The sequence below is a fragment of the Burkholderia sp. Bp9099 genome (assembly GCF_003857805.1).
GTDB lineage: Bacteria > Pseudomonadota > Gammaproteobacteria > Burkholderiales > Burkholderiaceae > Burkholderia.
Window position 1 is genome coordinate 173,880 of sequence record NZ_QTPU01000004.1, and the last position, 17,945, is coordinate 191,824.

The window sequence follows — 17,945 nt, forward strand, 5'->3', positions numbered from 1 at the left end:
GCAGGCGGCGCACCCGATTCGCGGCGCTACAATGGTCGCCATGTCTTACTCGTCAGATGGGTTCCGGTTCCGATGCGGATTCTGCTTGTTGAAGACGATCGAATGATCGCCGAGGGCGTACGCAAGGCGTTGCGCGCCGACGGCTTCGCGGTCGACTGGGTGCAGGACGGCGACGCCGCGCTCACGGCGCTCGGCGGCGAGACGTACGACCTGCTGCTGCTCGACCTCGGCCTGCCGAAGCGCGACGGCATCGACGTGCTGCGCACGCTGCGCGCGCGCGGGCAGTCGCTGCCGGTGCTGATCGTCACCGCGCGCGATGCGGTGGCCGATCGCGTGAAGGGGCTCGACGCGGGCGCCGACGACTACCTCGTCAAGCCGTTCGACCTCGACGAACTGGGCGCGCGGATGCGCGCGCTGATCCGCCGCCAGGCGGGGCGCAGCGAGTCGCTGATCCGCCACGGCGCGCTGACGCTCGACCCCGCGTCGCACCAGGTGACGCTCGACGGCGCGCCCGTCGCGCTGTCCGCGCGCGAGTTCGCGCTGCTCGAGGCGCTGCTCGCGCGGCCCGGCGCGGTGCTGTCGAAAAGCCAGCTCGAGGAAAAGATGTACGGCTGGGGCGAGGAGATCGGCAGCAACACGGTCGAGGTCTACATCCACGCGCTGCGCAAGAAGCTCGGCTCGGACCTGATCCGCAACGTGCGCGGGCTCGGCTACATGGTCGTCAAGGAAAGCTGACGCGTGCGGTCGATTCGTCATCAACTACTGATCTGGCTGCTCGCGATCGTCGTCGCGGGCGTGGGCGCCGCGGGCTGGCTGATCTACCGGCAGGCGCTCGCCGAAGCGAACGAGCTGTTCGACTACCAGCTGCAGGAAATCGCCGCGGCGCTGCCGTCCGAGCCGTTTTCGCAGGTGTTCGGTTCGCGCACCAACGGCGACGAAGGCATCGTGATCCAGATCTGGAACCGCAACGGCGTGCTGATGTACTTCTCGCATCCGCGCGCGCCGATCGCGCCGCGCGCGGAACTCGGCTTCTCGACCGAGCGCACCGATCGCGGCGAATGGCGCGTGTACGGCGCGATCGTCGGCGACAACGTCGTGCAGCTCGCGCAGCCGCTGTCGGTGCGCAACCGGCTCGCGGCGAACGTCGCGCTGCGCACGCTGTGGCCGCTGATCGTGCTGCTGCCGTTTCTCGGCGCGGCGGTCTGGATGATCGTCGGGCAAGGGCTCGCGCCGCTCGAGCGCCTCACGCGCGCGGTCGAGGCGCGCCGGCCGGAAGCGCTCGATCCGTTGCCCGATGCGCGCCTGCCGCTCGAGGTGCAGCCGCTTGTGCGCGCGCTGAACGGGCTGCTCGCGCGGCTCGCGGCCGCGCTCGACACGCAGAAGGCCTTCGTCGCCGATGCCGCGCACGAGCTGCGCACGCCGCTCGCGGCCGTGCAGATCCAGGCGCAGCTCGTCGCGCGCGCGAAGGACGACGCTTCGCGCCGCGAGGCGCTCGCCGATCTGCAGGACGGCGTCACGCGCGCGACGCGCCTCGCCGAGCAACTGCTCGCGCTGGCGCGCGCCGAACCGGACGGCGCGACGATGCGCGAGCCGGTCGACCTGCAGGCGCTGCTGGTCGAATGCGTGGCCGCGCATGCACCACTCGCGCAACGGCACAGCATCGATCTCGGCTTCGAGGAGACGCGCGCGGCGACCGTCGTCGCGGACGTCGGCGCGCTGCGCGTGATGTTCGGCAACCTGCTCGACAACGCGGTGAAGTACACGCCGGACGGCGGCCGCATCGACGTGTCGCTGACGCGCGACGCGGCCGGCCGCGCGTGCGTGCAGATCGGCGACAGCGGCCCCGGCATCCCGGCCGAAGAGCGCGAGCGCGTGTTCGACCGCTTCTACCGCGACAGCTCCGCGCGGGCGCGGGCCGACGTGTCGGGCAGCGGGCTGGGGCTCGCGATCGTCAAGCGCGTGGCGGCTCAGCAGGGCGCGACCGTGACGCTCGGCGACGCGGCCGCGGGCGGCCTGCTCGTGAGCGTCGTGTTCCGCGATGCCGAGCTGCCGCAGCCGGCGCCGCAGGCGTCCGAATCCGTATGACGAACGGCACACCGCGCGGGCGCCGCGCGGTAGCGGCGGCCTAAGCCCCGCTTAAGGTCGATTAAGCCTCCTTTAAGTCAGCGTCGTTACGCTGCGTCCTAACAACGAGGAGGTCCTACGATGAACACCCGATTCCTTGCGCGCGGCGCCGTCGCGGTCGCCGTGGCGGCCGCCCTGTCCGCCGGTTATGTCGCGGGCACCCGCCGCGCCGATCCGCAGATCATCACGCCCGCGCAGGCCGCCGCGCTGATGCCGGCCGAGGCCGCGGCGAAGACCGGCATTCCCGATTTCTCCGGGCTGGTCGAAACCTACGGCCCGGCGGTCGTGAACATCAGCGCAAAGCACGTCGTGAAGCAGGTGTCGCGGCGCGTGCCGCAGCCGCAGCTGCCGATGGATCCGAGCGATCCGTTCTACCAGTTCTTCAAGCACTTCTACGGCCAGGTGCCGGGCATGGGCGGCGACACGCAGCCGGACGACCAGCCGAGCGCGAGCCTCGGGTCGGGATTCATCGTCAGCTCGGACGGGTACATCCTCACCAATGCGCACGTGATCGACGGCGCGAACGTCGTTACGGTCAAGCTGACCGACAAGCGCGAGTACAAGGCGAAGGTCGTCGGCGCCGACAAGCAGTCCGACGTGGCGGTGCTGAAGATCGACGCGAGCGGCCTGCCGACCGTGAAGATCGGTGACCCGGCACAGAGCAAGGTCGGCCAGTGGGTCGTCGCGATCGGTTCGCCGTACGGCTTCGACAACACGGTCACGTCCGGCATCATCAGCGCGAAATCGCGCGCGCTGCCCGACGAGAACTACACGCCGTTCATCCAGACCGACGTGCCGGTGAACCCCGGCAACTCGGGCGGCCCGCTGTTCAACCTGCAGGGCGAGGTGATCGGCATCAACTCGATGATCTACTCGCAGACGGGCGGCTTCCAGGGCCTGTCGTTCGCGATCCCGATCAACGAGGCGATCAAGGTCAAGGACGAGCTCGTGAAGACCGGCCACGTGAGCCGCGGTCGCCTCGGCGTCGCCGTGCAGGGGCTGAACCAGACGCTCGCGAGCTCGTTCGGACTGCAGAAGCCGGACGGCGCGCTCGTCAGCTCGGTCGACCCGAATGGCCCGGCCGCGAAGGCCGGCCTGCAGCCGGGCGACGTGATCCTCGCGGTCAACGGCTCGCCGGTGGCCGACTCCACGTCGCTGCCCGCGCAGATCGCGAACCTGAAGCCGGGCTCGAAGGCCGACCTGCAGGTGTGGCGCGACAAGTCGACGAAGTCGATCAGCGTGACGCTCGGCGCGATGACCGACGCGAAGCTGGCATCGAACGACGGCGGCCCCGTCGAGCAGGGGCGCCTCGGCGTCGCGGTGCGTCCGCTCACGCCGCAGGAGCGCAGTGCCGCCAACCTGTCGCACGGGCTGATCGTGCAGCAGGCCGGTGGGCCGGCAGCCAGCGCGGGCATCCAGCCCGGCGACGTGATCCTCGCGGTCAACGGCCGCCCGGTCACGAGCCCCGAGCAGTTGCGCGACGCGGTCAAGGGAGCAGGCAACAGTCTTGCTCTCCTGATCCAGCGGGATAATGCACAGATCTTCGTGCCGGTCGACCTGAGCTGACCGGCGGCCGTTGCGGGCCGGCCTGGCCGGCCCCGACGGGCGTCGCCGGCGTTCGGCCCGTGGTGCTGTGTTCCGACCCGAAAGGAGGGAGCCATGCAATATCTACGCAACGTGTCCCGATTTGCCGTCGCGGCGGCGCTGGCCGCCGGCTTCGCCGCCGCCGTGCCCGGCGCGTACGCGCAATCGGACGGCTTGCCCGCGGCGAGCCAGCAGGGCGATGTCAGCTACGTGTCGGGCGGCATCGGCAAGGATCAATCGACGGCATTCGAGAGCAACGAGGCGGCGTGGCCGCTGGCGCTGCGGTTCACCGGCAAGGGCGGCGAATACCTGGCCGACGTCCATGTGCGGATCGTCGACGGCAAGGGCACCGAGCTGCTGGCGACGGACGCGCGCGGGCCGTACATGCTCGTGAAGCTGCCGCCGGGGCGCTACACCGTGCACGCGTCGTACCAGGGCAGCGACGAATCGCGCGCGGTCACGGTCGGCGCGAAGGGCGGCGCGAAGGTCGCGTTTCAGTGGAGTGCGCAGTAGCGCGTCGCGCGCAGGCCCGGCCGGGCCGCGCAATCGGGCCCAGTTTCGCCCATAATGAAGGCCACGGCACTTGTGCCGTGGCTTTTTCGTTTCCGGCCCGCGGCTTGCGCGCCGGGACCGCCGCCCGGAGGAGAAACGATGTCCGATGCCGCCGACCCTCGCCTCGAAATCGTGCCGAACCGCCATCGCGTGCGCGTGATCCATCGCGGCATCACGTATGCCGATTCGCACGGCGCGCTGACCGTGCGCGAAACGGGCCTGCCGGATATCCATTACCTGCCGCGCGGCGACGTGAACATGCACCGGCTCGTGAAGTCGAGCGTCACGACGGACTGTCCGCTGAGGGGCCGGGCCGTGTATTTCGACCTGCAGACCGAAGACGGCGTGATCGAGAACGCCGCATGGAGTTACGAGGAACCGGGGGCGACCGCGTCCGCGCTTGCGCACTACGTCGCCTTCGACGTCGCACGGGTCGACAGTCTCGTCGAGACGTCCTGATGCGGCGCGTGTTCATCGGGGAGGCATCATGGAACTGAACGACACGTTACGCGTACCGCTCGCGCCGGCCGTCGTGCGGGCGGCGCTCGAGGATCTCGCGCTGCTGCGGGCGAGCTTCGATCATTGCGAATCGTTCGTGAAGCTCGCGCGCGGCGAGTTCGCGCTGACCATCACGGTGCCGCTCGGCCCGCTGCGCGCGCGCTACGACGTGCGTGCGCATTCGGCGAGCGAGCAGGGCGACGCGGAAGGGCAGCCGCGCCGCGTGCTCAACTTCAAGGCGCGGGCCGACGGCCTCGGCGCGCTGCGCGGGCAGGTCGAGCTCGTGCTGCGGCCGGACGATGACGACACGGCCGAGACGTGCATCGAATACGTGGTGTGGGCGACGGCGAGCGGGCCGCTCGCCGAGCTGCCGGCGCGGCAGATCGAGAACGCGCTGCACGAGTGGACGGACGATTTCTTCCGCGAATTCTGCGCGGTCGTGCAGGCGAAGCACGGTCTCGTGCCGAACCGCGCGCGCTCGAGCCCGCAGCGTCGCCAGCATGTGTTCCTGCGGCCGGCGTCGCTGATGGCCGCGGCGAAGCGTCCGCTGCCGCCGCACCTCGGCGGGGCGCTCGGCGGCCGCGCCGCGAGCGCCGTGCATCATCGCGAATCGGGTCCGCTGCCCGTCTGGGCGTGGGCCGCGATCGTCGTGTTCGTGGCGCTGCTGCTGTACGCGGCGCGCTGGATCAACGGCACCTGAGCGCCTGCGCGCGCCGCCGCGCTGTCTCATTGTCCGGCCGGTCGCCGGCCGTTCGTCGGCGGTGCGGCCGCCGCTAGCGTCGGGCGTCGGGCCCGGCGCCGCGAAATTCCCGCCGATATGCCGACGGCGACGTGCCGAGCGCGCCCGCGAAATGCTGGCGCAGCGACACGCTCGAGCCGTAGCCGGCCGCTTGCGCGATCGCGTCGATCGATTGTCCGGTGGTTTCCAGCAGATGCTGCGCGCGCGTGAGCCGCTCGGCCTGCAGCCACGCGGTGACGGTCGTGCCCGTCGCCTGGCGGAAGTGGCGCGTGAAGGTGCGCCGGCTCATCAGCACGCGTTCTGCGAGCGAATCCACACTGTGCGCGACGTCGAGATGCGCGCGCACCCAGTCGAGCAGGCCCGCGAGGCGCGCGTCGCGCGGATGCGCGGCGACCGGCTGCGGCACGTATTGCGCCTGGCCGCCCTGGCGGTGCGGCGGGATCACGAGACGCCGCGCGATCCGGTTCGCGGCGTCCGAGCCGAAGCGCCGCCGCACGACGTGCAGGCAGCAGTCGAGCCCCGCGGCCGTGCCGGCCGACGTCATCAGGTTGCCGTCGTCGACGTACAGCACGTCGGGGTCGAGCTTCACGCGCGGAAAGCGCTGCGCGAAGTCGTCGGCCCACGCCCAGTGTGTCGTGGCCGGGCGCCCGTCGAGCAGCCCGGCCGCGGCGAGCACGTACGCGCCGAGGCACAGGCCGACCACCTGCGCGCCGCGCGCGGCGGCCGCGCGTACCGCATCGACCAGCACGTCCGGCGGCGCTTCGTCGGGATCGCGCCATGCCGGCACGATCACGATGTCCGCGTCGTCGAGCGCGTCGAGCCCGTAAGGCGCGGTGATCGTGAAGCCGCCCGTCGTCGACAGCGGGCCGCGCTCGGCCGAGCACACGCGGCACTCGAACGCGGGCATCGCGGCCGCATCGCGCTCCTTGCCGAACACGACGGACGGCACCGACAGGTGGAACGGGCTGATGCCGTCGTACGCGATCACGGCGACGACGGTCGAGGCGGGGGCAACGGACGACGCAGCGGCGCGCATGACGGGCTCCGGGGTGGCGATGGCCCGATTCTATCGAAGAATGGCTATCGGGCCACTGTCCGCCGGCGCGATGCAATCCGACAATGCATCGCATCGCGCTGCTGTCCGCCCCGTTCCGGAGCGGGGCGGCGCGGCCGAACCCGGAGCCTGCCATGTCGAACGCCGTATCGTCTTCCGCTTCCCGCCGTGCCCTGATCGTGATCGATGTCCAGAACGAATACGTGACCGGCAACCTGCCGATCGAATATCCGCCCGTCGACGCGTCGCTGGCGAACATCGGCCGCGCGATCGACGCCGCGCACGCGGCCGGCGTGCCGGTGATCGTCGTCCAGCACGTCGCGCCGGCGGGCGCGCCGATCTTCGCACCGGGCACCGACGGTGTCGCGCTGCATCCGGTCGTCGCCGACCGGCCGTATGCGCACCTCGTCGTGAAGGCGCAGGCCAGTTCGTTCGCCGGCACCGATCTCGCCGCGTGGCTCGACGCGCACGGCATCGATACGCTCGCGGTCGCCGGCTACATGACGCACAACTGCAATGCGTCGACGGTCTATCACGCGGCCCACGCGGGGCTCGCCGTCGAATACCTGGCGGACACGACCGGCGCGTTGCCGTACGCGAACGAAGCGGGCGCGGCGAGCGCCGAAGAGATTCACCGCGCGTACACGGTGGTGTTCCAGTCGAATTTCGCGGCCGTGATGTCGACCGACGCATGGATCGCGGGACTCGGCGGCGCGGCGATGCCGACGCGCGATTCGGTGGCCGCGTCGAACCGGCGGGCCCGCGCGCAACGCGCGAAGGCGGCCTGAGCCGGTCAGTCGCCCGTCTTCAGCATCGCCGGGCTGTAACGCATCATGTCGAAGCAGCCGTCGACTAGCTGTTCCGCATGCTGCTCGGCGTCGATCTCGTCGGGCAGCATCAGCATGTCGCGCACGAAACCGCTGACGAGCGTGTGCAGCATCAGCGTCGCGCGCCACGTGTCGAGCCGCTCGGGCAGCAGCTTGAGCCGCACGGCGCCCGCGAGATCGGCATCGATCGCGTGCAGCGCCTCGCTCATCCCCGCGCGGTTGCGCTGCAGCAGCGGCTCCATGTCCGCGACGTACTCGCACTTCATGAACAGGATGCTGAACACGCGCCGCAACTGCGAGTCGCGCTGCACGCCGAGCAGGCACCAGATCAGGATCTTGCGGATCTTCTCCAGCGGATTGCCGCCGGGCGCATCGAGCGGCATCCGCTTGAGTTCGTCGATCGGCAGGAACACGCGGTCGAACATCGCGTCGAACAGCTCGCTCTTGTTCGCGAAATGCCAGTAGATCGCGCCGCGCGTCACGCCGGCGTGATGGGCGATGTCCGCGAGCGACGTGTGCGACACGCCCTTCTCGAAGAACACGTGTTCGGCGGCGTCGAGAATGCGGTTGCGCGTCTCGAGCGCCTCCTCCTTGGTGCGTCTGACCATGTGCAGGCCTGAATGGATCGATCGTAGGTGAATATAGGGTCCGTAACCCTCGTCGCGGCTGTGCGGACGGGCTATGCTTGCGACTGGTAATAATTCGTAAGACTTGGCGGTTGGCGACGGACGAGCGGGCTTTTTACATACATTCGTGAATGTATATACAATACCACCCTACGATCGAATGACCAAAGTGGCAATCAGTTAATATCCCACTCTGCTGATTCCCGCCAAAGTACCAGTCCGCAGTTCGCGGCATCTCGTCGGCATGGAGGTCTCGTGCCGACTTGCTGTATCCAGTAGTCCAGTAATTCAGGTGTTCGATCTGCGCCGCGAGGCGCATCCGTGTGGCGCTCCGTCCGTGCGCCGCACTCATTCCATTGGTTACACACAGAGGTCGCTCCATGCGCGTCGAACGGGTTCCATACCGCTTGATCACTGTCGCGGCAGCCGCGGTTTTCCTGGCTGCATGCGGAAAAAAAGAATCGGCACCGCCGCCGCAAACGCCGGAAGTCGGCGTCGTCACCGTCCAGCCGCAAGCCGTGCCGGTCTACAGCGAACTGCCGGGCCGTACCAGCGCATTCCTCGTTGCGCAGGTCCGCGCGCGGGTCGACGGCATCGTGCTGCGCCGTGAATTCACCGAAGGCACCGACGTCAAGGCCGGCCAACGTCTGTACAAGATCGATCCGGCGCCGTACCTCGCTGCATTGAACAGCGCGAAGGCGACGCTCGCGAAGGCGCAGGCGAACCTCGTCACGCAGAACGCGCTGGTCGCGCGCTACAAGGTGCTGGTGGCCGCGAACGCGGTCAGCAAGCAGGACTACGACAACGCGGTGGCCACCCAAGGGCAGGCCGCGGCGGACGTCGCGGCCGGCAAGGCGGCGGTCGACACCGCGCAGATCAATCTCGGCTACACGGATGTGGTCTCGCCGATCACCGGCCGCGTCGGCATTTCGCAGGTGACGCCGGGCGCGTACGTGCAGGCGAGCCAGGCGACGCTGATGTCGACGGTGCAGCAGCTCGATCCGGTCTATGTCGACCTGACGCAGTCGAGCCTCGACGGGCTGAAGCTGCGCCAGGACGTGCAGAGCGGCCGCCTGAAGACGAGCGGCCCGGGCGCGGCGAAGGTGTCGCTGATCCTGGAAGACGGCAAGACGTACTCCGAAGCCGGCAAGCTGCAGTTCTCCGACGTGACGGTCGACCAGGCCACCGGCTCGGTGACGATCCGCGCGGTCTTCCCGAACCCGGGCCGCGTGCTGCTGCCGGGGATGTTCGTGCGCGCACGGATCGAGGAAGGCGTGAACGAGAACGCGTTCCTGGTGCCGCAGATCGGCGTCACGCATGACCAGAAGGGCCAGGCGATCGCGATGGTGGTGAACGCGAGCAACAAGGTCGAGCCGCGTCCGCTGAAGACGGCGGGCATGCGCGGCCAGGACTGGATCGTCGAAGGCGGTCTGCAGGCGGGCGACCACGTGATCGTGCAGGGGGGCGAGAAGGTGCGTCCGGGCGCGACCGTGAAGTCGGTGGAGGCACAACTCGCACCGGCGGCCGGTGCCGCATCGGGTGTCGCCGCTGCCACCGCCGCGCCGGCTGCCGCCGGTTCCGGCGCCGCCGCCGCGTCCGGCGCCGCCGCATCGGGCGCAGCGCCGGCGAGCGCCGCCGCTGCTTCGAGCGCGCAATAACAGGGAGCCTGTTTCATGGCAAAGTTTTTTATCGATCGCCCGATCTTCGCGTGGGTGATCGCCATCATCCTGATGCTGGCCGGGGTTGCGGCGATCTTCACGCTGCCGATCGCGCAGTATCCGACGATCGCGCCGCCATCGATCCAGATCACCGCGAACTACCCGGGCGCTTCCGCGAAGACGGTGGAAGACACGGTGACGCAGGTGATCGAGCAGCAGATGAGCGGTCTCGACAACTTCCTGTACATGTCGTCGACGAGTGACGACTCGGGCAACGCCACGATCACGCTGACGTTCGCGCCGGGCACCAACGCCGACATCGCGCAGGTCCAGGTGCAGAACAAGCTGTCGCTCGCGACGCCGGTTCTGCCGCAGGTCGTGCAGCAGCTCGGTCTGTCGGTGACGAAGTCGAGCAGCAGCTTCCTGCTGGTGCTCGCCTTCAACTCCGAAGACGGCAGCATGAACAAGTACGACCTCGCGAACTTCGTGGCGTCGCACGTGAAGGATCCGATCAGCCGGTTGAACGGCGTCGGTACCGTCACGCTGTTCGGCTCGCAGTACGCGATGCGGATCTGGCTCGACCCGACCCGCCTGACGAACTACGGCCTCACGCCGGTCGACGTGACGAGCGCGATCACCGCGCAGAACGTGCAGATCGCGGGCGGCCAGATCGGCGGCACGCCGGCCAAGCCGGGCACCGTGCTGCAGGCGACGATCACCGAATCGACGCTGCTGCAGACGCCCGAGCAGTTCGGCAACATCCTGCTGAAGGTCAACCAGGACGGCTCGCAGGTGCGCTTGAAGGACGTCGCGCAAATCGGCCTCGGCGGCGAAAACTACAACTTCGACACGAAGTACAACGGTCAGCCGACCGCGGCACTCGGTATCCAGCTCGCGACCAACGCGAACGCGCTCGCGACCGCGAAGGCCGTGCGCGCGAAGATCGACGAGCTCGCACCGTTCTTCCCGCACGGCCTCGTCGTGAAGTATCCGTACGACACGACCCCGTTCGTGAAGCTGTCGATCGAGGAAGTGGTCAAGACGCTGCTCGAAGGTATCGTGCTCGTGTTCCTCGTGATGTATCTGTTCCTGCAGAACCTGCGGGCGACGATCATCCCGACGATCGCGGTGCCGGTCGTGCTGCTCGGCACGTTCGCGATCATGTCGCTGGTGGGCTTCTCGATCAACACGTTGTCGATGTTCGGCCTCGTGCTCGCGATCGGCCTGCTGGTGGACGATGCGATCGTGGTGGTGGAGAACGTCGAGCGCGTGATGGCGGAAGAGGGGCTGTCGCCGAAGGAGGCGACCCGCAAGGCGATGGGCCAGATCACCGGCGCACTCGTCGGCGTCGCGCTCGTGCTGTCGGCGGTGTTCGTGCCGGTCGCGTTCTCCGGCGGGTCGGTCGGTGCGATCTATCGTCAGTTCTCGCTGACGATCGTGTCGGCGATGGTGCTGTCGGTGCTGGTCGCGTTGATTCTGACGCCGGCCCTGTGCGCGACGATCCTCAAGCCGATCCCGCAGGGCCATCACGAAGAGAAGAAGGGCTTCTTCGGCTGGTTCAACCGCACGTTCAACAACAGCCGCGACAAGTACCACGTCGGCGTGCACCACGTGATCAAGCGCTCGGGCCGCTGGCTGATCATCTACCTGGTCGTGATCGTCGCGGTCGGCCTGCTGTTCGTGCGCCTGCCGAAGTCGTTCCTGCCCGATGAAGACCAGGGCCTGATGTTCGTGATCGTGCAGACGCCGTCGGGCTCGACGCAGGAAACGACCGCGAAGACGCTCGCGAACATTTCCGACTACCTGCTGAAGGACGAGAAGGAAATCGTCGAATCGGCGTTCACGGTCAACGGCTTCAGCTTCGCCGGCCGCGGCCAGAACTCGGGTCTCGTGTTCGTGCGCCTGAAGGACTACTCGCAGCGCCAGCACGCGAACCAGAAGGTCCAGGCGCTGATCGGCCGGATGTTCGGGCGCTATTCGGGCTACAAGGACGCGATCGTGATCCCGTTCAACCCGCCGTCGATTCCGGAACTCGGGACCGCCGCCGGCTTCGACTTCGAGCTGACGGACAACGCCGGTCTCGGCCACGACGCGCTGATGGCCGCACGTAACCAGCTGCTCGGGATGGCCTCGAAGGATCCGACGCTGCAGGGCGTGCGTCCGAACGGGCTGAACGATACGCCGCAGTACAAGGTCGACATCGATCGCGAGAAGGCGAATGCGCTCGGCGTGACGGCGGATGCGATCGACCAGACGTTCTCGATCGCGTGGGCGTCGAAGTACGTGAACAACTTCCTCGACACCGACGGCCGGATCAAGAAGGTGTACGTGCAGTCGGATGCGCCGTTCCGGATGACGCCGGAGGACATGAACATCTGGTACGTGCGCAACGGGTCGGGCGGGATGGTGCCGTTCAGCGCGTTCGCGACCGGTCACTGGACGTACGGTTCGCCGAAGCTCGAGCGTTACAACGGCGTGTCGGCGATGGAAATCCAGGGTCAGGCCGCACCGGGCAAGTCGACCGGTCAGGCGATGACCGCGATGGAAGGGCTCGCGAAGAAGCTGCCGGTCGGTATCGGCTATTCGTGGACCGGCCTGTCGTTCCAGGAAATCCAGTCCGGCTCGCAGGCGCCGATCCTGTACGCGATCTCGATCCTCGTCGTGTTCCTGTGTCTCGCGGCACTGTATGAAAGCTGGTCGATCCCGTTCTCGGTGATCATGGTGGTGCCGCTCGGCGTGGTCGGCGCACTGCTCGCGGCGACGATGCGCGGCCTCGAGAACGACGTGTTCTTCCAGGTCGGCCTGCTGACCACGGTGGGCTTGTCCGCGAAGAACGCGATCCTGATCGTCGAATTCGCGCGCGAACTGCAGATGACCGAGAAGATGGGGCCGATCGAGGCCGCGCTGGAAGCCGCGCGCCTGCGGCTGCGTCCGATCCTGATGACGTCGCTCGCGTTCATTCTCGGCGTGATGCCGCTCGCGATCAGCAACGGCGCGGGTTCGGCGAGCCAGCACGCGATCGGTACCGGCGTGATCGGCGGGATGATCACGGCGACGTTCCTCGCGATCTTCATGATCCCGATGTTCTTCGTGAAGATCCGCGCGATCTTCAGCGGCGAGAAGGAAGACGTCGACCAGGCGCTGCGTCTGGCTCAGGAGCACTCGCACCACGAAGAGAAGCCGGGCAACGGCGACGAAGGCAACAAGGGACAGTGATGATGCAAAAACACGCTTTGACTGCAATCGCGGTCGCGCTGCTGGCCACGGGCTGCACGATGGCGCCGCACTACACGCGGCCCGACGCGCCCGTCGCGCAGGCGTACCCGGCCGGCGGCGTCTATGCGACGCAGCCGGGCGCTGCCGGCGCGCGCAGCGCGAACGGCCAGGCGGCGACCGCCATCGGCTGGCGCGAATTCTTCGTCGATCCGCGCCTGCAGCGGCTGATCGAGATCGCGCTGAAGAACAACCGCGACCTGCGCGTGTCGGTGCTGAACATCGAGGCGGCGCGCGCGCAGTACCAGATCACGCGCGCGGGCCTGTTCCCGACGCTCGACGGCACGGGCACGGGCAGCATCCAGCGCGTACCGCAGGGCCTGTCGCAGACGGGTGCGCCGTATATCTCGCGGGCCTACAACGTCGGCGTTTCCGCGTCGTGGGAACTCGACCTGTTCGGTCGCGTGCAGAGCCTGAAGGACCAGGCGCTCGCGCAGTACCTGTCGACGTCGTACGCACGGCAGGCTGCCGAGATCTCGCTGGTGTCGCAGGTGGCGGATCAGTACCTGACGCTGCTGTCGACCGACGACCTGCTGCAGGTCACGGAAAACACGCTGAAGTCGGCCCAGGCGTCCTACGACCTGACCAAGCTGCAGTTCGACAACGGCACGGGCTCCGAGCTCGAGCTGCGTCAGGCGCAGACGGTCGTCGAGACGGCGCTCGCGAACCAGCAGGCGCAGGCGCGCGCGCGTGCGCAGGCGCTGAACGCGCTGGTGCTGCTGATCGGCGAGCCGCTGCCGGACGATCTGCCGGCGGGCATGCCGCTCGACGCGCAAAACCTGCTGACGGACGTGCCGGCCGGTCTGCCGTCCGACCTGCTGACGCGTCGTCCGGACGTGATGCAGGCCGAGCAGACGCTGCTGGCCGCGAACGCGAACATCGGCGCGGCGCGTGCGGCGTTCTTCCCGCGCATCTCGCTGACGGGCGCGTTCGGTACCGGCAGCCCGACGCTCGGCGGCCTGTTCAAGGCCGGCACCGCGGCGTGGTCGTTCGCGCCGCAGATCACGATGCCGATCTTCGAAGGCGGGCAGAACATCGCGAACCTGAACCTCGCGAACGTGCAGAAGCGCATCGAGATCGCCAACTACGAGAAGGCGATCCAGTCGGCGTTCCGCGAAGTGTCGGACGGGCTGGCCGCACGCGGCACGTACGACCAGCAGATCGCCGCGCTCGAGCGCAACGAGCACGCGCAGCAGCGTCGCTTCGACCTGTCGGACCTGCGCTACAAGAACGGTGTCGACAGCTACCTGTCGGTGCTGACCGCGCAGACCGACCTGTACTCGGCGCAGCAGTCGCTGATCAGCGCGCGCCTGGCACGCTGGACGAACCTCGTCACGCTGTACCGCGCACTGGGCGGCGGCTGGATCCAGCACGCGGGCGAGACGCCGCGCGCACCGGACGAGACGGTCGACTACGACAAGGCGGCTGCTCCGGCTGCTGCGTCGGCGGCAGCGACGAACGGGTAAGCGCGACGGCGGGCAGGAGCGGGCGACCGCGCCGGTTCGCCGAAGTCGCGGTCCCCGGGATGCGACAACGCCACGGACGAAGGTCCGTGGCGTTTTTTTTGTGCGGCCGGTTCGGTTGGCCGCGACCGCGGATCGTCATCACCGGCACCTCCGCTATCGTCGCTCAATCACTCGCCGCAAAGCAAAACGCCACGGCAAGCCGTGGCGTTTTTCCTTTTCCGTATCGCGCCGTCCTTCGGCGCGTCCGGGTCGGACCGATCAGTGATGCACGTCGGCCGGGCGTCCGTCGAAGTCGTGCCCTGCGCGGCGGATCTCGCAACGCGCGTCTTTCTCGCCTTTCACGCCGTTGAACACGACGTTCAGGATCACGGCGGTGGCCGACGCGAGCAGGATGCCGCTATGCAGGATCGGCGCGAGCGCCGGCGGCAGCTTCGAGAAGAAGTGCGGCGACACGACCGGCACGAGGCCCATGCCGACGCTCACGGCGACGATGAACAGGTTGTGCGAGTTGTTCACGAAGTCGACCTTCGACAGCACCTTGATGCCGTTCGCGGCCACCATCCCGAACATCACGATGCCCGCGCCGCCGAGCACGAACGGCGGCACCGACGCGACGACCTGCGCCATCTTCGGGAACAGGCCGAGCAGCACCAGGATCACGCCGCCCGTCGCGCAGACGAACCGGCTCTTCACGCCCGTCACGCCGATCAGGCCGACGTTCTGCGAGAACGACGTATGCGGGAACGAGTTGAAGATGCCGCCGATCAGCGTGCCGAGGCCGTCGACGCGCAGGCCGCGCACGAGGCGGTCCTGGTTGACCGGACGATCGACCATGTCGCCGACCGCGAGGAACATGCCGGTCGATTCGATGAACGTGACGAACATCACCGTGACCATCGTCGCGATCGACAGCGGGTCGAAGTGCGGCAGGCCGAAGTGGAACGGCATCACGAAGCCGACCCACGGTGCGTGCGCGACGCCGTCGGTATTCACGCGGCCGATCGCGAACGCGATCACGAAGCCGGCGACGATGCCGAGCAGCACCGAGATGTTCGCGAGGAAGCCGCGGCCGTACTTGTTGATCAGCAGGATCAGCGTGAGCACGAGCAGCGACAGGCCGAGGTAGACGGGGCTGCCGTATTCGGGGTTGCCGACGCCGCCGGCTGCCCAGTTGATCCCGACTTCCATCAGCGACAGCCCGATCACCGCGATCACGGTGCCGACCACGACCGGCGGGAAGAACCGCAACAGCTTGCCGATCATCGGCGCGAGCACGATGCCGATGATGCCGGCCGCGATGGTCGAGCCGAAGACGTCGAGAATGCCGAGGCCGGGGTTGGTGCCGATCGCGATCATCGGGCCGACGGCCGCGAACGTGCAGCCCATGATGACGGGCAGGCGGATCCCGAAGATCCACAGGCCGAGCGTCTGGATCAGCGTGGCGATGCCGCACGAAAACAGATCGGCGCTGATCAGGAACGCGATCTGGTCTTTCGGCAGCTTCAGCGCGCCGCCGACGATAAGCGGCACGGCGACGGCGCCGGCGTACATGACGAGGACGTGCTGGAGACCAAGCGTTACAAGCTTGCCGGTCGGCAGCACCTCATCGCACGGATGGACCGTGTTCGATTGCATCTGTCTCACTCCATGATCTTGTTTTCGGGGTGGTACGAAGTTATGCGGAATGCCACATCGCAACAAGAGCGCTGGGTTCTATTCCGTTCTTTGCTGGTTCGATATGCCTGGTCGGCATGAAACAGGGTGTCGATCATCGGGAAACTGCCGCTGGAGTGAGGTTCCCCGGTTTTATAGCCCTACAAAATAGCGCGGACCCCCGTGTCAAATATCGGCCGCTTTATGGTGTGTATCGCGACCGCGGCATAGTGGCAAAAACGACCGGAGCAAGATCGCGCCGGGTTAACCCGCGGGCGGCTGTTTTGGCGGGCAAGGTGCGGCCCGGCGAAGCCGGTCGTTCACGACCGTGTTTTCGCGTCGCCGCGCGGCCGAAAGCGTCGCAAAAATCGGGGCGCATGGCGCGATCCCGCTATCATCGATATCCGTCCACTCGACTACGCCATCCCGTCATGCGCCTGCTCGGAATCGACCTCGGCACCGGCTCCGTCAAACTCGTCACGCTCGATGCCGATGGCATCGAGCGCGCGGTGGCGAGCGAACCCTATGCGTTGTCGTCGCCGCAGCCCGGCTGGGCCGAAATCGCGCCCGACGTCTGGTGGCAGGCGCTCGTGCGGGCCGCCGCGCGGCTGCCGGCCGGCGAGCGCGCGCAGGTCGCCGCGATCGGCTTCTCCGGCCAGATGCATGGCGTCGTGCTGATCGACGCGGCCGGGCAGCCGGTGCGGCCCGCGCTGTTGTGGCCCGATACGCGCGCGGTGCGCGAAGCGGACGCGGCGGATTGGCCCGCCGCCGGTTTGCCCGTCGCACCGAATCCCGTCGCGCCCGGCATGGCGGGGCCGCTGTTGCGCTGGCTGGCCGCACACGAACCGCAGGCGCTGCGGGCCGCACGCTGGGCCGTGCAGCCGAAGGACTGGCTGCGCGTGGCGCTGGGCGGCGAGGTCGTGGCCGATCCGAGCGACGCGTGCGCGACCGCGCTCGCGACGCCGGACGGCGCATGGGATACGGCGCTGATCGAGTCGCTGGGCCTGCCGCTCGACCGATTCGCGCCGGTGCGGGCGTCGGGCGCGCGCTGCGGCGTGCTCGATGCGAAGGCCGCGGCGGCACTCGGGCTGCCGGCCGGCGTGCCGCTGGCGACGGGGGCGGCCGATACCGCGTGCGCGGCGCTCGGCAGCGGGCTCGTCGCGGCCGGCGACGCGCTGCTGACCACCGGCAGCGGCGGCCAGATCGTCGTGCTCGCGGATGCGCTGCCGCCCGCGCGGCGTGGGCTGCACCGCTATCGCGCGGCAGCCGGCGATGGTTATTACACGATGGCCGCGATGCAGAACGTCGGGCTCGCGCTCGAAGCCGTGCGCGGCTGGCTCGGCTATCCGGGCTGGGCGGATGCGTACGACGACGCGTTCGCGCAGCCGGCGTCCGAGCGGCTGTGCTTCCTGCCGTACCTGACGGGCGAGCGCTCGCCGTGGATGAATCCCGATGCGCGCGGCGGCTGGCTCGGGCTCGGGCTCGGCGACACGCGCGGCGCGATGATGCGCGCCGCATTCGAAGGTGTCGCGTTCGCGCTGCGCGCGGGGCTCGATGCGATCCGCGCGGCGAACCCGGCCGATCCGGTGACGACGCTGCGCCTCGCCGGCGGCGGCTCGGTCGATCCGCGCTGGCGCCAGTTGCTCGCGGATGCGCTCGGCGCGTCGCTGGACGCGGTCGATTGCCCGAACGCCGCGACGCGCGGTGCCGCGCTGCTCGCCGGCGTCGCGATCGGACACTGGCGCGACGACGCGCTGCGCACGCTGGCGCCGGCTGCGTCACCCGTCGCCGCGCCGCGCGACGATCGCGCGCTGGCCGCCCGTCATGCGCGTTTCATCGATCTGTATGCGCGAACGGATGCGTGGTTCACGAGCGGCGTTTAAACTCGGGC

14 protein-coding genes are annotated in these 17,945 nt (G+C 68.6%); 11 read left to right on the forward strand and 3 right to left on the reverse strand.

Going from position 1 to position 17,945, the window contains the following annotated elements:
* Positions 1-72 precede the first annotated feature (72 nt).
* The 6 genes from DIE17_RS05905 to DIE17_RS05930 all read left to right on the forward strand — a co-directional run bounded on the left by DIE17_RS05905 (position 73) and on the right by DIE17_RS05930 (position 5,458).
* Positions 73-735: a response regulator gene (locus tag DIE17_RS05905; RefSeq protein ID WP_044844495.1), complete on the forward strand. Its 663-nt coding sequence runs from the start codon at positions 73-75 to the stop codon at positions 733-735.
* A 3-nt stretch (positions 736-738) separates the two neighbouring features.
* Entirely contained in the window at positions 739-2,085 is a 1,347-nt protein-coding gene (locus tag DIE17_RS05910; RefSeq protein WP_124486929.1) for an ATP-binding protein, read from the forward strand.
* A gap of 120 nt (positions 2,086-2,205) precedes the next feature.
* Entirely contained in the window at positions 2,206-3,690 is a 1,485-nt protein-coding gene (locus DIE17_RS05915) for a DegQ family serine endoprotease (RefSeq protein WP_044844493.1), read from the forward strand.
* 93 nt (positions 3,691-3,783) lie between these two features.
* The gene (locus DIE17_RS05920) at positions 3,784-4,221 is read left to right on the forward strand and encodes a carboxypeptidase-like regulatory domain-containing protein (RefSeq protein ID WP_124521097.1); all 438 of its coding nucleotides are present in this window, start codon (positions 3,784-3,786) and stop codon (positions 4,219-4,221) included.
* Positions 4,222-4,359: 138 nt separating this feature from the next.
* Positions 4,360-4,719: a DUF427 domain-containing protein gene (locus DIE17_RS05925; protein WP_044844491.1), complete on the forward strand. Its 360-nt coding sequence runs from the start codon at positions 4,360-4,362 to the stop codon at positions 4,717-4,719.
* 28 nt (positions 4,720-4,747) lie between these two features.
* Entirely contained in the window at positions 4,748-5,458 is a 711-nt protein-coding gene (locus tag DIE17_RS05930; RefSeq protein WP_124521099.1) for a CoxG family protein, read from the forward strand.
* 73 nt (positions 5,459-5,531) lie between these two features.
* Here DIE17_RS05930 and DIE17_RS05935 read toward each other — a convergent pair whose 3' ends face one another.
* Positions 5,532-6,533, reverse strand: coding sequence for a helix-turn-helix domain-containing protein (locus tag DIE17_RS05935; RefSeq protein WP_124521101.1), 1,002 nt, complete (start codon positions 6,531-6,533; stop codon positions 5,532-5,534).
* A 152-nt stretch (positions 6,534-6,685) separates the two neighbouring features.
* On the opposite strand from DIE17_RS05935, the gene DIE17_RS05940 reads away from it, so the two are divergent.
* Positions 6,686-7,339: a cysteine hydrolase family protein gene (locus DIE17_RS05940; protein ID WP_124920755.1), complete on the forward strand. Its 654-nt coding sequence runs from the start codon at positions 6,686-6,688 to the stop codon at positions 7,337-7,339.
* Positions 7,340-7,344: 5 nt separating this feature from the next.
* On the opposite strand, the gene DIE17_RS05945 is transcribed toward DIE17_RS05940, so the two are convergent.
* Complete coding sequence (locus tag DIE17_RS05945; protein ID WP_124486934.1) at positions 7,345-7,986, reverse strand: TetR family transcriptional regulator; 642 nt, start codon at positions 7,984-7,986, stop codon at positions 7,345-7,347.
* 398 nt (positions 7,987-8,384) lie between these two features.
* Here DIE17_RS05945 and DIE17_RS05950 point away from each other — a divergent pair, with 398 nt between their 5' ends.
* The 3 genes from DIE17_RS05950 to DIE17_RS05960 are packed head-to-tail and all read left to right on the forward strand — an operon-like array spanning position 8,385 to position 14,401.
* The gene (locus tag DIE17_RS05950; RefSeq protein WP_124486935.1) at positions 8,385-9,662 is read left to right on the forward strand and encodes an efflux RND transporter periplasmic adaptor subunit; all 1,278 of its coding nucleotides are present in this window, start codon (positions 8,385-8,387) and stop codon (positions 9,660-9,662) included.
* A 15-nt stretch (positions 9,663-9,677) separates the two neighbouring features.
* Positions 9,678-12,878, forward strand: coding sequence for an efflux RND transporter permease BpeB (gene bpeB, locus DIE17_RS05955; RefSeq protein ID WP_044844486.1), 3,201 nt, complete (start codon positions 9,678-9,680; stop codon positions 12,876-12,878).
* Complete coding sequence (locus tag DIE17_RS05960; RefSeq protein WP_044844485.1) at positions 12,878-14,401, forward strand: efflux transporter outer membrane subunit; 1,524 nt, start codon at positions 12,878-12,880, stop codon at positions 14,399-14,401. The genes bpeB and DIE17_RS05960 overlap by 1 nt, the downstream gene beginning before the upstream one ends.
* A gap of 258 nt (positions 14,402-14,659) precedes the next feature.
* Here DIE17_RS05960 and DIE17_RS05965 read toward each other — a convergent pair whose 3' ends face one another.
* Positions 14,660-16,036: a nucleobase:cation symporter-2 family protein gene (locus DIE17_RS05965; protein WP_185500334.1), complete on the reverse strand. Its 1,377-nt coding sequence runs from the start codon at positions 16,034-16,036 to the stop codon at positions 14,660-14,662.
* Positions 16,037-16,485: 449 nt separating this feature from the next.
* Here DIE17_RS05965 and DIE17_RS05970 point away from each other — a divergent pair, with 449 nt between their 5' ends.
* Positions 16,486-17,937 carry a xylulokinase gene (locus DIE17_RS05970; protein WP_124522957.1) on the forward strand — a complete coding sequence of 484 codons (1,452 nt, stop codon included), beginning with the start codon at positions 16,486-16,488 and terminating at the stop codon, positions 17,935-17,937.
* Positions 17,938-17,945 lie beyond the last annotated feature (8 nt).